Raw genomic sequence first — 16974 nt, 5'->3', positions numbered from 1 at the left:
CGGCGCGATGTGGCGGAGGGAATGCCCGGGCGCGGGGAGCGGCCACGACGGCCGCGGCGGCGCCCGCGGTAATTCGAGCTTTCCACTCGGACCCCTACGCGTCCATCCAAGGCACTCCGCGGCGCGCGGCCGGGTGCCCGAAGGGTGGAGTCCGGCGGGCGTGACTACGATGGGCCAGCCGGTGGCCGTAGGGGCCGCTCGGCCCACCGACCCTCGGGAAGGCCATGCTGAACAAGTACGCGCGTGCATTTTTTACGCGTGTCCTCACACCGTTCGCCGCACTGCTGCTCCGCCTCGGCGTGAGCCCCGACGCGGTCACACTGATCGGTACGGCCGGGGTGGTGGCAGGTGCGCTGGTCTTCTTCCCGATGGGGGAGTTCTTCTGGGGCACGATCGTCATCACGATCTTCGTCTTCTCCGACCTCGTCGACGGCAACATGGCCCGGCAGGCCGGTATCTCCAGCCGCTGGGGCGCGTTCCTGGACTCGACGCTCGACCGGGTCGCCGACAGCGCGATCTTCGGCGGGTTCGCGCTCTGGTACGCGGGCAACGGCGACGACAACGCCCTCTGCGCCGTCGCGATCTTCTGCCTGGCCAGCGGCCAGGTGGTCTCGTACACCAAGGCGCGCGGCGAGTCGATCGGGCTGCCGGTCGCGGTCAACGGTCTCGTGGAGCGTGCCGAGCGGCTGGTGATCTCGCTGGTCGCGGCCGGATTCGCCGGGCTCCACAAGTTCGGGGTCCCGGGTATCCAGGTGCTGCTGCCGATCGCGCTGTGGATCGTCGCCGTGGGCAGCCTGATCACGCTCGTGCAGCGCGTCGTCACCGTGCGCCGCGAGTCCGCCGAGGCCGACGCGGCCGAGGCCGCCGCCGCGGGGCCGGGCAGCGGGACCGCCCGGTGAGCGACGGTCCGGGCCACCCGGGTTCCGGCCTGCGCGACCGGCTGACCGACGGGCTGTACGGGCTCGGCTGGACAGCGGTCAAGAAGCTCCCCGAGCCGGCCGCCCGCACTCTGTTCCGCACCCTCGCCGACCAGGTGTGGAAGCGGCGCGGCAAGGGCGTGCTGCGGTTGGAGTCCAATCTCGCCCGGGTCGTGCCCGACGCGTCCCCGGCCCGCCTCGCGGAGCTCTCCCGGGCCGGGATGCGCTCGTACATGCGCTACTGGATGGAGTCCTTCCGGCTGCCCACCTGGAGCCCGGCACGGATCAGGGCGTCCATCGACGTGACCGGCGCACACCGGCTCACCGACGGCCTCGACGCCGGGCGCGGCGTCATCCTCGCCCTGCCGCACCTGGCCAACTGGGACCTGGCGGGCGCCTGGGTCACCACCGACCTCAAGGTGCCCTTCACCACGGTCGCCGAGCGCCTGAAGCCCGAGACGCTGTACGACCGGTTCGTGGCCTACCGCGAGGGCCTCGGCATGGAGGTCCTGCCGCACAGCGGCGGCGCCGCCTTCGGCACCCTGGCCCGGCGGCTGCGGGCGGGCGGGCTGGTCTGCCTGGTCGCCGACCGCGACCTGTCCGCCTCCGGCGTCGAGGTGACGTTCTTCGGCGACACCGCGCGGATGCCCGCCGGACCCGCGCTGCTGGCCCAGCAGACCGGGGCGCTGCTGCTGCCGGTGACCCTGGGCTACGACGGCACGCCGGTGATGAAGGCCCTCATCCACCCGCCGGTCGAGGTGCCCGGCTCGGGCAGCCGCGCGGAGCGGACGTCCTCGATGACACAGGCGCTGGCCGATGCCTTCGCCGTCGGAATCGCCGACCATCCGGAGGACTGGCACATGCTGCAACGGCTCTGGCTCGCCGATCTGGAGACCCGGGAGGACCCGAGGTGAAGATCGGCATCGTCTGCCCGTACTCCTGGGACGTACCGGGCGGTGTGCAGTTCCACATCCGCGACCTTGCCGAGCACCTGATCCGGCTGGGGCACCAGGTCTCCGTGCTCGCGCCCGCCGACGACGAGACCCCGCTGCCGCCGTACGTGGTCTCGGCGGGCCGAGCCGTGCCCGTCCCGTACAACGGCTCGGTGGCCCGGCTGAACTTCGGCTTCCTCTCGGCCGCCCGGGTGCGCCGCTGGCTGCACGACGGCACCTTCGACGTCATCCACATCCACGAGCCGACCTCGCCCTCGCTCGGGCTGCTCACCTGCTGGGCCGCGCAGGGGCCGATCGTCGCCACGTTCCACACCTCCAACCCGCGCTCCCGGGCCATGATCGCCGCGTACCCGATCCTCCAGCCGGCCCTGGAGAAGATCAGCGCGCGCATCGCGGTGAGCGAGTACGCCCGCCGCACCCTGGTCGAGCACCTGGGCGGCGACGCCGTGGTCATCCCGAACGGGGTCGACGTCGGCTTCTTCGCCGCGGCCGAACCCAGGGCCGAGTGGCAGGGCGGCACGATCGGGTTCATCGGCCGGATCGACGAACCCCGCAAGGGACTGCCGGTCCTGATGCGGGCGCTGCCCGCGATCCTCGCCGCCCGCCCGGAGACCCGGCTGCTGATCGCGGGCCGGGGCGACGAGGACGAGGCGGTCGCCTCGCTGCCCGAGGCGATGCGCGAGCGCGTCGAGTTCCTCGGCATGGTGAGCGACGAGGACAAGGCCCGGCTGCTGCGCAGCGTGGACGTGTACGTCGCGCCCAACACCGGCGGCGAGAGCTTCGGGATCATCCTGGTCGAGGCGATGTCGGCCGGTGCCCCGGTCCTCGCCAGCGATCTGGACGCCTTCGCGCAGGTGCTGGACCAGGGCGCGGCCGGTGAGCTGTTCACCAACGAGGACGCGGACGCGCTGGCCGCCGCCGCGGTACGGCTGCTCGGCGACCCGGAGCGGCGCGCCGCGCTGAGCGAGCGGGGCAGCGCACACGTGCGGCGGTTCGACTGGTCGACGGTCGGTGCGGACATCCTCGCGGTGTACGAGACGGTGACGGACGGAGCGGCCTCGGTGGCGGCCGACGAACGCACCGGGCTGCGCGCCCGCTTCGGCCTGGCCCGGGAGTAGGTTCCCGCGGCGGGACGGGCGGGGGCGGGGCCGTACCGGCACGCCGTCCGCGCCCCGGCGGTAGCCTTGCCGCCCGTGATCGAAACCCTCTTCTGGATCGTGGTCGCGGTCGTCGCGATCGGCATGTACCTCAGCTGGACCGCGGGCCGGCTGGACCGCCTGCACACCCGGATCGACGCCGCCCGGGCCGCCCTCGACGCGCAGCTCCTGCGCCGCGCCTCGGTGACCCAGGAACTCGCCACGTCCGGCGTCCTCGACCCGGCCGCCTCCATCGTCCTGTACGAGGCGGCCCACGCCGCCCGCCAGGCGGAGGGGGAGCAGCGCGAGGTCGCCGAGAGCGAGCTGAGTGCCGCGCTGCGGGCGGTCTTCGGCGAGCCGGAGCAGGTGGACGCCGTCAAGGAGATCCCCGGCGGCGAGGAGGCCGCGCTCGAACTGGCCGCCGCCGCACGCCGTGTCCCGATGGCCCGGCGGTTCCACAACGACGCGGTGCGCGCGGCACGCGCGCTGCGCCGCCACCGCAAGGTGCGCTGGTTCCGGCTGGCCGGACACGCCCCCTTCCCCCTGGCCTTCGAGATGGACGACGAACCCCCGGTGGCCCTGGCGGACCGCCCCGGCAGCTGACCCGGGGGCCACTGCAGGCGTGACCGGGGCCACATCCGGGCCCGTAGGCGTCCAAAACGATCCACCGGCCTGCCATTGGCCCTTGCCGTGGACTGTTCCCGGAGAGTTTGCTCAGCACTGCACCAACCAGTGTTTTTCGGCAACTTTTCTCCGAGTGAGGTCGACCCATGTCCACGCTTCCCTCCACCCCGCAGTCCGCCGACTCCCCGGCCGTCGGCACCGCCCGCGTCAAGCGCGGCATGGCCGAGCAGCTCAAGGGCGGCGTGATCATGGACGTCGTCGACGCCGAGCAGGCGAAGATCGCCGAGGACGCGGGCGCGGTGGCCGTCATGGCCCTGGAGCGGGTGCCGGCCGACATCCGCAAGGACGGCGGCGTGGCCCGGATGTCGGACCCGAACATGATCGAAGAGATCATCGGGGCCGTCTCCATCCCGGTCATGGCCAAGTCCCGGATCGGCCACTTCGTCGAGGCCCAGGTACTCCAGTCCCTCGGCGTCGACTACATCGACGAGTCCGAGGTCCTCACCCCGGCCGACGAGATCAACCACAGCGACAAGTTCGCCTTCACCACCCCCTTCGTCTGCGGCGCCACCAACCTGGGCGAGGCCCTGCGCCGGATCGCCGAGGGCGCGGCCATGATCCGCTCGAAGGGCGAGGCCGGCACCGGCAACGTCGTCGAGGCCGTCCGCCACCTGCGCCAGATCAAGAACGAGATCGCCCGGCTGCGCGGCTACGACCACAACGAGCTGTACGCCGCGGCCAAGGAGCTCCGCGCCCCGTACGAGCTGGTCAAGGAGGTCGCCGAGCTCGGCAAGCTGCCCGTCGTGCTGTTCTCCGCGGGCGGTGTCGCCACCCCGGCGGACGCCGCGCTGATGCGCCAGCTCGGCGCCGAGGGCGTCTTCGTCGGCTCCGGCATCTTCAAGTCCGGCGACCCGGCCAAGCGCGCCGCCGCCATCGTGAAGGCCACCACCTTCTACGACGACCCGAAGATCATCGCGGACGCCTCCCGGAACCTGGGCGAGGCCATGGTCGGCATCAACTGCGACACCCTGCCCGAGGCCGAGCGCTACGCGAACCGTGGCTGGTAAGCACCGATGAGCGACACCCCTGTGATCGGCGTCCTGGCACTCCAGGGCGACGTACGGGAACACCTGATCGCCCTGGCCTCGGCGGACGCCCTGGCCAGGCCGGTCCGGCGCCCCGAGGAGCTCGCCGGGGTGGACGGCCTGGTCATCCCCGGTGGCGAGTCCACCACGATGTCCAAGCTGGCCTCCCTGTTCGGCATGCTGGAACCGCTGCGCGAGCGCGTCCGGGACGGTATGCCCGTCTACGGCACCTGCGCCGGGATGATCCTGCTCGCCGACAAGATCCTCGACCCGCGCGCGGGCCAGGAGACGGTCGGCGGGATCGACATGATCGTGCGCCGCAACGCCTTCGGGCGGCAGAACGAGTCCTTCGAGGCGGCCGTCGAGGTCGCCGGGATCGAGGGCGGCCCGGTGGAGGGCGTCTTCATCCGCGCCCCCTGGGTGGAATCGGTCGGCGCGCGGGCCAAGGTGGTGGCCGAGCACAACGGCCATATCGTCGCGGTACGTCAGGGAAACGCCCTGGCGACGTCCTTCCACCCGGAATTGACCGGGGACCATCGCGTTCACGGGTTGTTCGTGGACATGGTGCGCGCAGTCGGCTGACTCGATCCCGGTAGGATCTCTCGGGTTCGAATCGTTTTTGGTGACGCGAAGGAGAAGGCAGATGTCCGGCCACTCTAAATGGGCTACGACGAAGCACAAGAAGGCCGTGATTGACGCCAAGCGCGGCAAGCTCTTCGCGAAGCTGATCAAGAACATCGAGGTCGCGGCCCGCACCGGCGGTGCGGACCCCGATGGCAATCCGACCCTTGTGGACGCGATCCAGAAGGCGAAGAAGAGCTCCGTCCCGAACAAGAACATCGACTCCGCGGTCAAGCGCGGTGCCGGTCTCGAAGCGGGCGGCGTCGATTACCAGACGATCATGTACGAGGGTTACGGCCCGAACGGTGTCGCGGTGCTCATCGAGTGCCTCACCGACAACCGCAACCGCGCCGCCTCCGACGTACGTGTCGCGATGACCCGCAACGGCGGTTCGATGGCCGACCCCGGGTCGGTCTCGTACCTGTTCAACCGCAAGGGCGTCGTGATCGTCCCCAAGGGCGGGCTGACCGAGGACGACGTCCTGGACGCCGTGCTCGACGCGGGCGCCGAGGAGGTCAACGACCTCGGTGACACGTACGAGGTCGTCAGCGAGGCCACCGACATGGTCGCGGTCCGCACCGCGCTCCAGGAGGGTGGCATCGACTACGACTCGGCCGAGGCCAACTTCCTGCCCACCATGCAGGTCGAGCTGGACGAGGAAGGCGCGCGCAAGATCTTCAAGCTGATCGACGCGCTGGAGGACAGCGACGACGTGCAGAACGTCTTCGCCAACTTCGACGTCTCGGACGAAGTCATGGAGAAGGTCGAGGCATAGGCCGAGCTCGGCACAGCTCTCACGCGCGGGCCGACGGGGACACACCCCGTCGGCCCGTCGCATTGTCAGTGCCGGCCGGTAGCCTGCGGGAACAGTTGACCGACTGGTACGGAGGGGGTGCCCCATGCGGGTGCTGGGCGTGGACCCGGGGCTGACCCGGTGCGGTGTCGGCGTCGTCGAGGGCGTCGCCGGCCGCCCCCTGACGATGCGCGGGGTGGGCGTCGTGCGGACCCCGCCCGACGCGGAGCTCGGTCAACGGCTGGTCGCCATCGAGCGCGGCATAGAGGAATGGCTCGACGAGCACCGGCCCGAATTCGTCGCCGTGGAGCGGGTGTTCAGCCAGCACAACGTCCGCACGGTCATGGGCACCGCCCAGGCCAGCGCGGTCGCCATGCTCTGCGCCTCGCGCCGCGGCATCCCCGTCGCCCTGCACACCCCCAGCGAGGTGAAGGCCGCCGTCACCGGCACCGGCCGCGCCGACAAGGCCCAGGTCGGGGCCATGGTCACCCGGCTGCTCCGGCTCGACGCCCCGCCCAAGCCCGCCGACGCGGCCGACGCCCTCGCGCTCGCCATCTGCCACATCTGGCGCGCCCCCGCCGTCAACCGCCTCCAGCAGGCACACGCGGCCGCCGCCGCGGCCCGCACCCCCCGCACCCCAGTGGCCCGCGCATCCGCGGCTCCCGTCCGGAAGGTCCCCCGATGATCGCCTTCGTCAGCGGCCCGGTGGCCGCGCTCGCCCCGACCACGGCCGTGATCGAGGTCGGCGGCATCGGCATGGCCGTCCAGTGCACGCCGAACACCCTCGCCGGTCTCCGGATCGGCCAGGACGCCAGGCTCGCCACCTCGCTCGTCGTACGGGAGGACTCGCTCACCCTCTACGGCTTCGCCGACGACGACGAACGGCAGGTCTTCGAGCTGCTCCAGACCGCCAGCGGGGTCGGGCCGCGGCTCGCCCAGGCGATGCTCGCCACCCACAGCCCGGACGCGCTGCGCACGGCGGTCGCCACCGGGGACGAGAAGGCGCTCACCGCCGTCTCCGGCATCGGCAAGAAGGGCGCCCAGAAACTCCTCCTCGAACTGAAGGACAGACTCGGCGAGCCGGTCGGCGCCCACATCGGCCGCCAGGGCATCGGCACCGCCGTCACCTCCTCCTGGCGCGACCAGCTCCAGGCCGCCCTGATCGGCCTCGGCTACGCCACCCGCGAGGCCGACGAAGCGGTCACCGCCGTCGCGCCGCAGGCCGAGGCGGCGATCGCCGAGGGCGGCCAGGCCCCGGTGCCGCAGCTGCTGCGCGCCGCACTCCAGACCCTCAACCGCGCGCGCTGACCCCAGCGCGCCACCCCGACGCCGGGCCGGGCACCGCACGGCACCGAGACATCCGAGGCGGGACAGACACCGAATGAACTGGGACGAGACCGGACCCGACACCGACGAGCGGCTCGACGAGCGTCTCGTCCGGGCCGACGCGGACGGCGAGGACACCGCGGTCGAGGCTGCCCTGCGCCCCAAGGACCTGGACGAGTTCGTCGGCCAGGAGAAGGTGCGCGAGCAGCTCGACCTCGTCCTCAAGGCGGCCAGGGCCCGTGGCGCCACCGCCGACCACGTCCTGCTCTCCGGCGCCCCCGGACTCGGCAAGACCACCCTGTCCATGATCATCGCAGCCGAGATGGGCGCGCCCATCCGGATCACCTCCGGCCCCGCCATCCAGCACGCGGGCGACCTCGCCGCGATCCTCTCGTCCCTCCAAGAGGGTGAAGTTCTCTTCCTCGACGAGATCCACCGGATGTCGCGGCCGGCCGAGGAGATGCTCTACATGGCGATGGAGGACTTCCGGGTCGACGTCATCGTCGGCAAGGGCCCCGGCGCCACCGCCATCCCGCTGGAACTGCCCCCGTTCACCCTGGTCGGCGCCACCACGCGCGCGGGCCTGCTCCCGCCCCCGCTGCGCGACCGCTTCGGCTTCACCGGCCACATGGAGTTCTACGCGCCCACCGAGCTGGAACGCGTCATCCATCGCTCCGCCCGCCTCCTCGACGTGGAGATGGACGCGGAAGGAGCCGCCGAGATCGCCGGCCGCTCCCGCGGCACCCCCCGTATCGCCAACCGGCTGCTGCGCCGCGTCCGGGACTACGCCCAGGTCAAGGCCGACGGGCGGATCGACCGCCCGATCGCCGCCGCGGCCCTCGGGGTGTACGAGGTCGACGCCCGTGGCCTCGACCGGCTCGACCGCGCGGTGCTCGAAGCCCTGCTGAAGCTCTTCGGCGGCGGCCCGGTCGGGCTGTCCACCCTCGCCGTCGCCGTGGGGGAGGAGCGCGAGACCGTCGAGGAGGTCGCCGAGCCCTTCCTGGTCCGGGAAGGACTGCTGGCCAGGACGCCGCGCGGGCGCGTCGCGACCCCCGCGGCCTGGGCCCATCTCGGACTCGTACCCCCGCAGCACGGCGGAAAGGGACAACAGGGCCTGTTCGGGGCGTGATCCGTCACAGCTTCGCCGGAGGAGGAACCACGGAGCGGTGCTGGGCGTTGTTCCATCGATGCGGACTCGCTTAGACTCCGCCGATGCCGCCCTTATCAGGTCGGTGTACCCACCCCCGTAGATACAGGCCGCCTTCCAACGCGGTCGTGCGAAGGAAACTCGTCCCGTGAATCCCGTGACTCTCCTCCCCTTCATCGTGCTTATCGGGGCCATGTTCCTGATGACGCGTTCCGCCAAGAAGAAGCAGGCGGCCGCCGCCCAGATGCGCGACGAGATGCAGCCCGGCACCGGCGTCCGGACGATCGGGGGGATGTACGCCACCGTCAAGGAGCTGCACGACGACACGGTCCTCCTCGAGATCGCACCCGGCGTCCACGCCGTCTACGCCAAGAACGCCATCGGCGCCGTCCTCAGCGACGAGGAGTACAACCGCATCGTCCACGGCGACGACGAGAGCGGCCTCGACCTCGACGGCACCGTCGTCCCGGACGACGCCTCCTCGCTGACCGGGAACGACGACGAGACCCGGCTCGACCTCACCAAGAAGGCGGACGAGGACGAGCCGAAGGACGCCGACTCCGGCAAGAAGTCCGAGGGCAAGGACGACGGCGAGGCCGACGCGAAGTGACCCACGCCCGGGGATGCCGTGAGCCCGTCGGCGTCCGGCAGTCCCCGGTCCGTGCGATCTTCTGCGGGGGCGGGTCCCCACTACACTTCGTGGCCGCTCGGGCGCGTACCCGGCCCGGGACGGTTGGACAGGGAGAAACGAGAAGGTGGCAGCACCGAAGAAGAGCCGGGGACCGGCCGGCGGTCAGGGCAGGCCGGGGCGTGCCCTGGCTCTGATCCTGATCGCCATGGTCGCGCTCACCGGCGGGATGTTCCTGGCTGATCAGCCGACCCCGCGACTGGGCATCGACCTGGCGGGCGGCACCTCGATCACGCTCGAGGCGAAGAGCGAGCCGGGCCAGGAATCGGCGATCAACAAGACCAACATGGACACGGCCGTCCAGATCATGGAGCGCCGTGTCAATGGTCTGGGTGTCTCCGAGGCCGAGGTCCAGACACAGGGCAATCGCAACATCATCGTCAACATCCCCAAGGGCACGAACTCCGCCCAGGCCCGTGAGCAGGTCGGTACGACCGCCAAGCTCTACTTCCGGCCGGTGCTGACCGTCGCCCAGGGCACGCCCACCCCGAAGCCCAGCGCCTCGACGTCCGGCAAGCCCACCTCGTCCGGCAGCCCCAGCGCCCCCGCCGCGGAGAACGGGAAGGGCTCGGCGAGCCCGGACCCGAGCGCCACCACCCAGGGCCGCGCGGTCACCGGCGGCCTGAAGGCCGACTCCACCCCCGACCCGAAGGCGAGCACCACGCCCAAGGGCGAGACCACGCCGACGGCCTCCGCCGCCGACCAGGCCGCCACCGCCGAACTGCAGAAGAAGTTCGAGGCGCTCGACTGCTCCAGCGCGGCGTCCCGCGCCAAGGCCACGCAGGGCACCAAGCCGACCGACCCGGTCGTCGCGTGCGGCTCCGAGGCCGAGGGCAGGCCCAAGTACATCCTCGGCCCCGCCGAGGTGTCCGGCACGGACGTGGACAGCGCCAAGGCCGCGCTGGACCAGAACGGTCAGTGGATCGTTCAGATGGAGTTCACCAAGTCCGGCGCCAAGAAGTTCCAGAAGATCACGGGCCGCCTCGCCGAGCAGCCGTCGCCGCAGAACCAGTTCGCCATCGCGCTCGACGGCGAAGTCGTCTCGGCGCCCTACGTGCGTGCGGCGCTGAGCGCCAACGCCGAGATCTCCGGCAGCTTCACCCAGCAGTCCGCCGAGGACCTGGCCAACGTGCTCTCCTACGGTGCGCTCCCGCTCTCCTTCAAGGAGCAGAGCGTCACCACCGTCACCGCCGCGCTCGGCGGCGAGCAGCTCCGGGCCGGCCTGATCGCCGGTGCCATCGGCCTGGCCCTGGTCGTCATCTACCTGGTGGCGTACTACCGCGGGCTGGCGTTCATCGCGCTCCTGAGCCTCCTGGTATCCGGCATCCTGACGTACACGCTGATGTCGCTGCTCGGACCGGCCATCGGCTTCGCGCTGAACCTCCCGGCCGTCTGCGGTGCCATCGTGGCCATCGGTATCACCGCGGACTCCTTCATCGTGTACTTCGAGAGGATCCGCGACGAGATCCGCGAGGGCCGCACGCTCCGTCCCGCGGTCGAGCGGGCCTGGCCGCGCGCCCGGCGCACCATCCTGGTCTCCGACTTCGTGTCGTTCCTGGCCGCCGCGGTCCTCTTCGTCGTCACCGTCGGCAAGGTGCAGGGCTTCGCGTTCACGCTGGGTCTCACGACCCTGCTCGACGTCGTCGTGGTGTTCTTCTTCACCAAGCCCGTCATGACGATCATGGCCCGCAGGAAGTTCTTCGCCAGCGGCCATCCGTGGTCCGGGCTGGACCCGAAGCGGCTCGGCGCCAAGCCGCCGCTGCGCCGCTCCCGCCGTGCCACCGCCCCCACTGACCCGAAGGAGGCGTGAGATGTCGCGACTCGGCACGATCGGCGCCCGTCTCTACCGAGGCGAGGTCGGTTACGACTTCATCGGCAAGCGCAAGATCTGGTACGGGATCTCGATCCTGATCACCATCACGGCCATCGTCGGCCTGGCGGTCAGCGGCCTGAACATGGGCATCGAGTTCAAGGGCGGTGCGGTCTTCACCACCCCGAAGACCAGCGCCACCATCGCCGAAGCGGAGGACCTGGCCACCAAGGCCTCCGGTCACCAGGCGATCGTCCAGAAGCTCGGCAACGGCGGTCTGCGCATCCAGATCACCGAGGTCGACACCGCGAAGTCCGACGAGATCAAGACCACGCTCTCCAAGGACCTCCACGTCCCGGCCGAGAAGATTGCCGCAGACCTGGTCGGCCCGAGCTGGGGCGAGCAGATCGCCAACAAGGCGTGGACCGGCCTCGGCGTCTTCATGGTCCTGGTCGTGATCTACCTGGCCATCGCCTTCGAATGGCGCATGGCCATCGCGGCCCTGGTCGCGCTGATCCATGACATCACCATCACGGTCGGTGTCTACGCCCTGGTCGGCTTCGAGGTCACCCCGGGCACCGTGATCGGTCTGCTGACGATCCTCGGCTACTCGCTCTACGACACCGTCGTGGTCTTCGACAGTCTCAAGGAGAGCACGGTCGACATCACCAAGCAGACCCGCTGGACCTACAGCGAGATCGCCAACCGGTCCATCAACGGCACGCTGGTGCGCTCCATCAACACCACCGTCGTGGCGCTGCTGCCGGTCGCCGGCCTGCTGTTCATCGGTGGCGGTGTCCTCGGCGCGGGCATGCTGAACGACATCTCGCTGTCGCTCTTCGTCGGCCTCGCCGCCGGTGCGTACTCCTCGATCTTCATCGCCACGCCGCTCGTCGCCGACCTCAAGGAACGCGAGCCGCAGATGAAGGCCCTGAAGAAGCGGATCCTCGCCAAGCGTGCGGCGGCCGCCGCCAAGGGCGAGTCCGCCGAGGACGAGCCGCAGGGCGACGGGTTCCCGCAGGACACCGCCCCCGCCGCCGCGGTCGTCGGCCAGCGCCAGCAGCCTCCCCGGGGCCACGGCCGGACCCAGGGGAAGCGCCGATGACCACCACCACCGAGAGCACTCGCGCACTCCTGCTCAGCCGGATCCGTGACGTGACCGACTACCCGAAGCCGGGTGTGGTGTTCAAGGACATCACCCCGCTGCTGGCGGACCCGGTGGCGTTCGCCGCCCTCACCGACACCCTCGCCGAGCTGTGCGTACGGTACGGCGCCACGAAGGTCGTCGGTCTGGAGGCGCGCGGCTTCATCCTGGCCGCCCCGGTCGCGATCCGGGCCGGGCTCGGCTTCGTGCCGGTCCGCAAGGCGGGCAAGCTCCCCGGGGCCACGCTCAGTCAGGCGTACGAGCTGGAGTACGGCACCGCCGAGATCGAGATCCACGCCGAGGACCTGTCCGCCGACGACCGGATCATGGTCATCGACGACATCCTCGCCACGGGCGGCACCGCCGAGGCCTCGCTGGAGCTCATCCGCCGGGCCGGGGCCGAGGTCGCGGGCGTCGCGGTCCTCATGGAGCTCGGCTTCCTGGACGGGCGCGCCCGTCTGGAGCGGGCGCTGGCCGGTGCTCCGCTGGAGGCACTGATCCACGTCTGAGCACGGCAGGTACGCGCATCGGGTGTCCGGGAATCTCCTGGGCACCCGATGCGCGTCTGTACATCGGCGTCACCCCCGGGTTCAGGAATGACTCAAAACGGACGCATGGTGTGTATCTGCCTGATGGGATCTTCCCCTGGTGCCGCTCATCGGCATCCCCGAGGGAGGAACCACATGAGGATCTCGTACAGGATCGCCACGGGCGCGGTCTCCCTTCTCTCCTTCGCGGCGGTCGCCGCGGGTGCCGGCCCCGCAGGGGCGAGCCGGACCGCCCTGCCCGTGTCGGACACCCCGGGAGCGAAGGGCGTCTGCATGGGCTGGAAGAACGCGGGATCGATCCCGGGGAAGTGGAGCACGCTCGACGACGGCTGCGCCCACTTCGGTGCCAAGGGCATGAAGATGGTCTACGGCTGGAAGGTCTTCAAGGGCGCCGGCGTCTGCGTGCAGGCCAAGGGCTTCGACGCCAAGGGGAGGAAGACCTGGCACGGGGCCGGCTGCGGGAAGAGCGGCGAGATCACGGTGCCGTGGGGCAACGTGGCCGCGGACAAGGAGATGAAGGTCAAGGGAGCGGCCCTCCTGCGATGGAACTGAGACACCGCCCGGCGCGGGTCGGCCCCACGTGCGACGGCCCGCGGCTCCGACGGTGACGCGGAACGGGCACCCGGGAACAATCGGGTGCCCGTTCCGCGTTGTCAGGAGTCTCACGGTCCCCGGGGGAGGAGCGGCCGCAGGCTCGATACGATGGCCTTTCCGGGTGTCCGGATCCGCACGAGGAGCGCTCTTGCCAGACGAGGCCCAGCCAGTCGCCGCCCCGCAGCCCGACAAGCCCGCGGCGGCCCCAGCCACGCCCGGGAAGCAGCAGCCCGCGGAGAAGCCCAAGCCCATGGCCGCCAAGGGCCCGGACCGGGCGGGGGCCGTTGGCCCCGTCTCGCCCGCGCAGCCCGCCGCCGCGGAGCCCCCGGCCGCGTCCGCGCCGAAGCCCCCGGCGAAGCCCGCGGGCAGGCCCGCCCAGCCGACCGCGCACACCAGCCGCTCGGGCGGCTCGTCCAACCGGGTGAGGGCCCGGCTGGCGCGTCTCGGCGTGCAGCGCTCCAGCCCGTACAACCCCGTGCTCGAACCGCTGCTGCGGATCGTCCGCGGCAACGACCCCAAGATCGAGACAGCCACGCTCCGCCAGATCGAGCGCGCCTACCAGGTCGCCGAACGCTGGCACCGGGGCCAGAAGCGCAAGAGCGGTGACCCGTACATCACCCATCCGCTCGCCGTCACGACGATCCTTGCCGAGCTGGGCATGGACCCCGCCACCCTGATGGCCGGTCTGCTCCACGACACGGTCGAGGACACCGAGTACGGCCTCGACACCCTGCGCCGTGACTTCGGCGACCAGGTCGCCCTGCTCGTCGACGGCGTCACCAAGCTGGACAAGGTCAAGTTCGGTGAGGCCGCGCAGGCCGAGACCGTACGCAAGATGGTCGTCGCCATGGCCAAGGACCCCCGGGTCCTGGTCATCAAGCTCGCCGACCGGCTGCACAACATGCGCACCATGCGTTACCTCAAGCGGGAGAAGCAGGAGAAGAAGGCCCGCGAGACGCTGGAGATCTATGCCCCGCTGGCACACCGCCTGGGCATGAACACCATCAAGTGGGAGCTGGAGGACCTCGCCTTCGCGATCCTCTACCCCAAGATGTACGACGAGATCGTGCGCCTGGTCGCCGAGCGGGCCCCCAAGCGCGACGAGTACCTCGCCATAGTGACCGACGAGGTCCAGGCCGATCTGCGTGCCGCCCGGATCAAGGCCACCGTCACCGGCCGCCCGAAGCACTACTACAGCGTCTACCAGAAGATGATCGTGCGGGGCCGGGACTTCGCCGAGATCTACGACCTGGTGGGCATCCGGGTCCTCGTCGACACGGTCCGCGACTGCTACGCGGCGCTCGGCACCGTCCACGCGCGATGGAACCCGGTCCCCGGCCGGTTCAAGGACTACATCGCGATGCCCAAGTTCAACATGTACCAGTCACTGCACACCACGGTGATCGGTCCCAGCGGCAAGCCCGTCGAACTCCAGATCCGCACCTTCGACATGCACCGCCGCGCCGAGTACGGCATCGCCGCGCACTGGAAGTACAAGCAGGAGGCCGTCGCGGGCGCCTCCAAGGTCCGTACCGACGTGCCCAAGAGCCCCGGCAAGGGCGCGCGCCAGGACACCGTCAACGACATGGCCTGGCTGCGCCAGCTCCTGGACTGGCAGAAGGAGACCGAGGACCCCGGGGAGTTCCTGGAGTCGCTGCGCTTCGACCTCTCGCGCAACGAGGTCTTCGTCTTCACGCCCAAGGGCGACGTGATAGCGCTGCCCGCCGGAGCGACCCCGGTCGACTTCGCGTACGCGGTGCACACGGAGGTCGGCCACCGGACCATAGGAGCACGGGTCAACGGCCGGCTCGTCCCGCTCGAATCGACGCTCGACAACGGCGACCTGGTGGAGGTCTTCACCTCCAAGGCGGCCGGGGCCGGACCGTCCCGGGACTGGCTGGGCTTCGTCAAGTCCCCCCGGGCCCGCAACAAGATCCGGGCCTGGTTCTCCAAGGAGCGCCGCGACGAGGCGATCGAGCAGGGCAAGGACGCGATCGCCCGGGCGATGCGCAAGCAGAACCTGCCGATCCAGCGCATCCTGACCGGCGACTCCCTGGTCACCCTCGCCCACGAGATGCGCTACCCCGACATCTCCTCGCTGTACGCGGCGATCGGAGAGGGCCATGTCGCGGCCGCCGGAGTCGTGCAGAAGCTGGTCCAGGCGCTCGGTGGCGAGGACGAGGCCAACGAGGACATCGCCGAGAGCTCGCCGCCCTCCCGCAGCCGGGGCAAGCGGCGCTCCAACGCCGACCCCGGCGTGGTCGTCAAGGGCGTCGAGGACGTCTGGGTCAAGCTGGCCCGCTGCTGCACGCCGGTTCCCGGCGACCCGATCATCGGTTTCGTCACCCGCGGCAGCGGCGTCTCCGTGCACCGCGCCGACTGCGTCAACGTCGACTCGCTCTCGCAGCAGCCGGAGCGGATCCTGGACGTCGAGTGGGCGCCGACCCAGTCGTCGGTCTTCCTGGTCGCCATCCAGGTCGAGGCCCTGGACCGCTCCCGGCTGCTCTCGGACGTCACCCGTGTTCTGTCCGACCAGCACGTCAACATCCTGTCGGCGGCCGTCCAGACCTCGCGGGACCGGGTGGCGACCTCCCGCTTCACCTTCGAGATGGGCGATCCCAAGCACCTCGGACACGTGCTGAAGGCGGTCCGGGGCGTGGAGGGTGTCTACGACGTCTACCGGGTCACGTCGGCCCGCAGGCCGTAGCTGCGGACCGGGTGCCCTACGCGTCCACCTCGTACCGGCCGTACTCCAGGAAGTAGCGCATCTCCTCGGGCGTACCGTCGATGGCCTTGGTGACGGCCGCGCGCATCGCGTCGCTGATGTCCGGGTCGGCGAGCATGCGGGAGAGCGCGACGCGGTCGTCCTCGGCCTGGGCGAGGCGGTAGCCGGTCTCCAGCCACTGGCGGATCTCCGCCGCGGTGCCGTTGTCGAGGAGTTCGTTGATCTCCTTGATGACCCGCTTCCCGGAGTCCGGGTCGGCGAGGATGCGGGTGAGGGCGACGCGGTCGTCCTCGGCCTGGGCCAGCGGGTAGCCGGTCTTCAGGAAGGCCCGCATGGCTTCCGTCGTGCCGTTGTCCAGGGCCGCGTTGGCCTCCCGTACAACCCGCTTGCCGCTGTCCTCGTCCGCCAGGATGCGCAGGATCGCGATCCTCAGGTCGTCGTCGGACATCTCGTCCACCGGTATGTCCGAGCCGCCGCCCGCCTGCGTCGCGGCGACCGCGGCGGACGGGGACGCCGCCGCGGCGGCGAAGGCCGGGCCGGACAGGAGAAGGGCCGGGGCGAGGACGGCGGCTGCCGCGGTAAGGACGACTCGAGTCGGTCTCATCGGTGAACCTGCCTCAGTTACGTAGGTGAACTCGTCGGATCCGGCGACCGCGCGAAGCGTGCCGGTGCGAAGATCATCGTGTCTCGGCGCGCCCAAGTCACTGCCGGATACCGGAAGTTGTCCTGATCTCCTCGTTGCCGTTGTGCCCCCGGACACGGAAGGGGCCTTCCCGCGCGAACGCGGGAAGGCCCCCCGGACCCGGGGTGGGGGCGGCAGCCCCCCCACTCCGCCAGGCCCGGGAGGGCCAGGGCCAGCAGCG

The 16974-nt window shown here is 70.9% G+C and carries 17 protein-coding genes; 16 read left to right on the top strand and 1 reads right to left on the bottom strand.

The window, feature by feature from the left end; genetic code table 11:
- The first annotated feature begins 224 nt into the window (after positions 1-224).
- The 16 genes from pgsA to ACFCV8_RS21325 all read left to right on the top strand — a co-directional run bounded on the left by pgsA (position 225) and on the right by ACFCV8_RS21325 (position 16093).
- The gene (gene pgsA, locus ACFCV8_RS21400) at positions 225-899 is read left to right on the top strand and encodes a phosphatidylinositol phosphate synthase (RefSeq protein ID WP_376686982.1); all 675 of its coding nucleotides are present in this window, start codon (positions 225-227) and stop codon (positions 897-899) included.
- Positions 896-1831: a phosphatidylinositol mannoside acyltransferase gene (locus tag ACFCV8_RS21395; protein WP_376686981.1), complete on the top strand. Its 936-nt coding sequence runs from the start codon at positions 896-898 to the stop codon at positions 1829-1831. Before pgsA ends, ACFCV8_RS21395 begins: the two co-directional genes overlap by 4 nt.
- Positions 1828-2988: a glycosyltransferase family 4 protein gene (locus ACFCV8_RS21390; RefSeq protein WP_376686980.1), complete on the top strand. Its 1161-nt coding sequence runs from the start codon at positions 1828-1830 to the stop codon at positions 2986-2988. The genes ACFCV8_RS21395 and ACFCV8_RS21390 overlap by 4 nt, the downstream gene beginning before the upstream one ends.
- A 75-nt stretch (positions 2989-3063) precedes the next feature.
- The gene (locus tag ACFCV8_RS21385) at positions 3064-3609 is read left to right on the top strand and encodes a hypothetical protein (protein WP_376686979.1); all 546 of its coding nucleotides are present in this window, start codon (positions 3064-3066) and stop codon (positions 3607-3609) included.
- A 167-nt stretch (positions 3610-3776) separates the two neighbouring features.
- Entirely contained in the window at positions 3777-4697 is a 921-nt protein-coding gene (gene pdxS / locus ACFCV8_RS21380; protein ID WP_376686978.1) for a pyridoxal 5'-phosphate synthase lyase subunit PdxS, read from the top strand.
- A gap of 6 nt (positions 4698-4703) precedes the next feature.
- Positions 4704-5297 carry a pyridoxal 5'-phosphate synthase glutaminase subunit PdxT gene (pdxT, locus tag ACFCV8_RS21375; protein ID WP_376686977.1) on the top strand — a complete coding sequence of 198 codons (594 nt, stop codon included), beginning with the start codon at positions 4704-4706 and terminating at the stop codon, positions 5295-5297.
- Positions 5298-5358: 61 nt separating this feature from the next.
- Positions 5359-6111 (top strand): YebC/PmpR family DNA-binding transcriptional regulator, encoded by a 753-nt coding sequence (locus ACFCV8_RS21370; RefSeq protein WP_376686976.1) that lies wholly within the window; start codon positions 5359-5361, stop codon positions 6109-6111.
- A gap of 124 nt (positions 6112-6235) precedes the next feature.
- Positions 6236-6814, top strand: a complete 579-nt coding sequence (gene ruvC / locus ACFCV8_RS21365) for a crossover junction endodeoxyribonuclease RuvC (RefSeq protein ID WP_376686975.1) — start codon at positions 6236-6238, stop codon at positions 6812-6814.
- The gene (gene ruvA, locus ACFCV8_RS21360) at positions 6811-7437 is read left to right on the top strand and encodes a Holliday junction branch migration protein RuvA (protein ID WP_376686974.1); all 627 of its coding nucleotides are present in this window, start codon (positions 6811-6813) and stop codon (positions 7435-7437) included. Before ruvC ends, ruvA begins: the two co-directional genes overlap by 4 nt.
- Positions 7438-7510: 73 nt before the next feature.
- Complete coding sequence (ruvB, locus tag ACFCV8_RS21355) at positions 7511-8584, top strand: Holliday junction branch migration DNA helicase RuvB (protein WP_376686973.1); 1074 nt, start codon at positions 7511-7513, stop codon at positions 8582-8584.
- A gap of 166 nt (positions 8585-8750) precedes the next feature.
- The gene (yajC, locus tag ACFCV8_RS21350) at positions 8751-9212 is read left to right on the top strand and encodes a preprotein translocase subunit YajC (RefSeq protein ID WP_376686972.1); all 462 of its coding nucleotides are present in this window, start codon (positions 8751-8753) and stop codon (positions 9210-9212) included.
- 145 nt (positions 9213-9357) lie between these two features.
- Positions 9358-11100 (top strand): protein translocase subunit SecD, encoded by a 1743-nt coding sequence (gene secD, locus ACFCV8_RS21345; protein WP_376686971.1) that lies wholly within the window; start codon positions 9358-9360, stop codon positions 11098-11100.
- Between the two features lies 1 nt (position 11101).
- The gene (gene secF, locus ACFCV8_RS21340; RefSeq protein WP_376686970.1) at positions 11102-12205 is read left to right on the top strand and encodes a protein translocase subunit SecF; all 1104 of its coding nucleotides are present in this window, start codon (positions 11102-11104) and stop codon (positions 12203-12205) included.
- Positions 12202-12753, top strand: coding sequence for an adenine phosphoribosyltransferase (locus tag ACFCV8_RS21335; protein WP_376686969.1), 552 nt, complete (start codon positions 12202-12204; stop codon positions 12751-12753). Before secF ends, ACFCV8_RS21335 begins: the two co-directional genes overlap by 4 nt.
- Before the next feature lie 174 nt (positions 12754-12927).
- Positions 12928-13344 carry a hypothetical protein gene (locus tag ACFCV8_RS21330; RefSeq protein WP_376686968.1) on the top strand — a complete coding sequence of 139 codons (417 nt, stop codon included), beginning with the start codon at positions 12928-12930 and terminating at the stop codon, positions 13342-13344.
- A gap of 190 nt (positions 13345-13534) precedes the next feature.
- A complete protein-coding gene (locus ACFCV8_RS21325; protein WP_376686967.1) occupies positions 13535-16093 on the top strand; it encodes a RelA/SpoT family protein in 2559 nt (852 codons plus the stop codon).
- 16 nt (positions 16094-16109) lie between these two features.
- Here ACFCV8_RS21325 and ACFCV8_RS21320 read toward each other — a convergent pair whose 3' ends face one another.
- A complete protein-coding gene (locus ACFCV8_RS21320; protein WP_376686966.1) occupies positions 16110-16715 on the bottom strand; it encodes an ALF repeat-containing protein in 606 nt (201 codons plus the stop codon).
- Between the last annotated feature and the right edge of the window lie 259 nt (positions 16716-16974).

The sequence above is a fragment of the Streptomyces sp. NPDC056347 genome (assembly GCF_042262625.1).
Classification (GTDB): domain Bacteria; phylum Actinomycetota; class Actinomycetes; order Streptomycetales; family Streptomycetaceae; genus Streptomyces.
Note: the sequence above shows the minus strand (reverse complement) of the source record. Positions and strands in the feature narration are given on the sequence as shown.

Excerpts from the sequence above, each read along its gene's own strand:
- ACFCV8_RS21370 (WP_376686976.1), top strand. The coding sequence starts at position 5,359 with ATGTCCGGCCACTCTAAATGGGCTACGACGAAGCACAAGAAGGCCGTG.
- ruvC (WP_376686975.1), top strand. The coding sequence starts at position 6,236 with ATGCGGGTGCTGGGCGTGGACCCGGGGCTGACCCGGTGCGGTGTCGGC.
- pdxS (WP_376686978.1), top strand. The coding sequence starts at position 3,777 with ATGTCCACGCTTCCCTCCACCCCGCAGTCCGCCGACTCCCCGGCCGTC.
- pgsA (WP_376686982.1), top strand. The coding sequence starts at position 225 with ATGCTGAACAAGTACGCGCGTGCATTTTTTACGCGTGTCCTCACACCG.
- ruvA (WP_376686974.1), top strand. The coding sequence starts at position 6,811 with ATGATCGCCTTCGTCAGCGGCCCGGTGGCCGCGCTCGCCCCGACCACG.
- secF (WP_376686970.1), top strand. The coding sequence starts at position 11,102 with ATGTCGCGACTCGGCACGATCGGCGCCCGTCTCTACCGAGGCGAGGTC.
- ACFCV8_RS21330 (WP_376686968.1), top strand. The coding sequence starts at position 12,928 with ATGAGGATCTCGTACAGGATCGCCACGGGCGCGGTCTCCCTTCTCTCC.
- ACFCV8_RS21320 (WP_376686966.1), bottom strand. The coding sequence starts at position 16,715 with ATGAGACCGACTCGAGTCGTCCTTACCGCGGCAGCCGCCGTCCTCGCC.
- ACFCV8_RS21335 (WP_376686969.1), top strand. The coding sequence starts at position 12,202 with ATGACCACCACCACCGAGAGCACTCGCGCACTCCTGCTCAGCCGGATC.
- pdxT (WP_376686977.1), top strand. The coding sequence starts at position 4,704 with ATGAGCGACACCCCTGTGATCGGCGTCCTGGCACTCCAGGGCGACGTA.
- ruvB (WP_376686973.1), top strand. The coding sequence starts at position 7,511 with ATGAACTGGGACGAGACCGGACCCGACACCGACGAGCGGCTCGACGAG.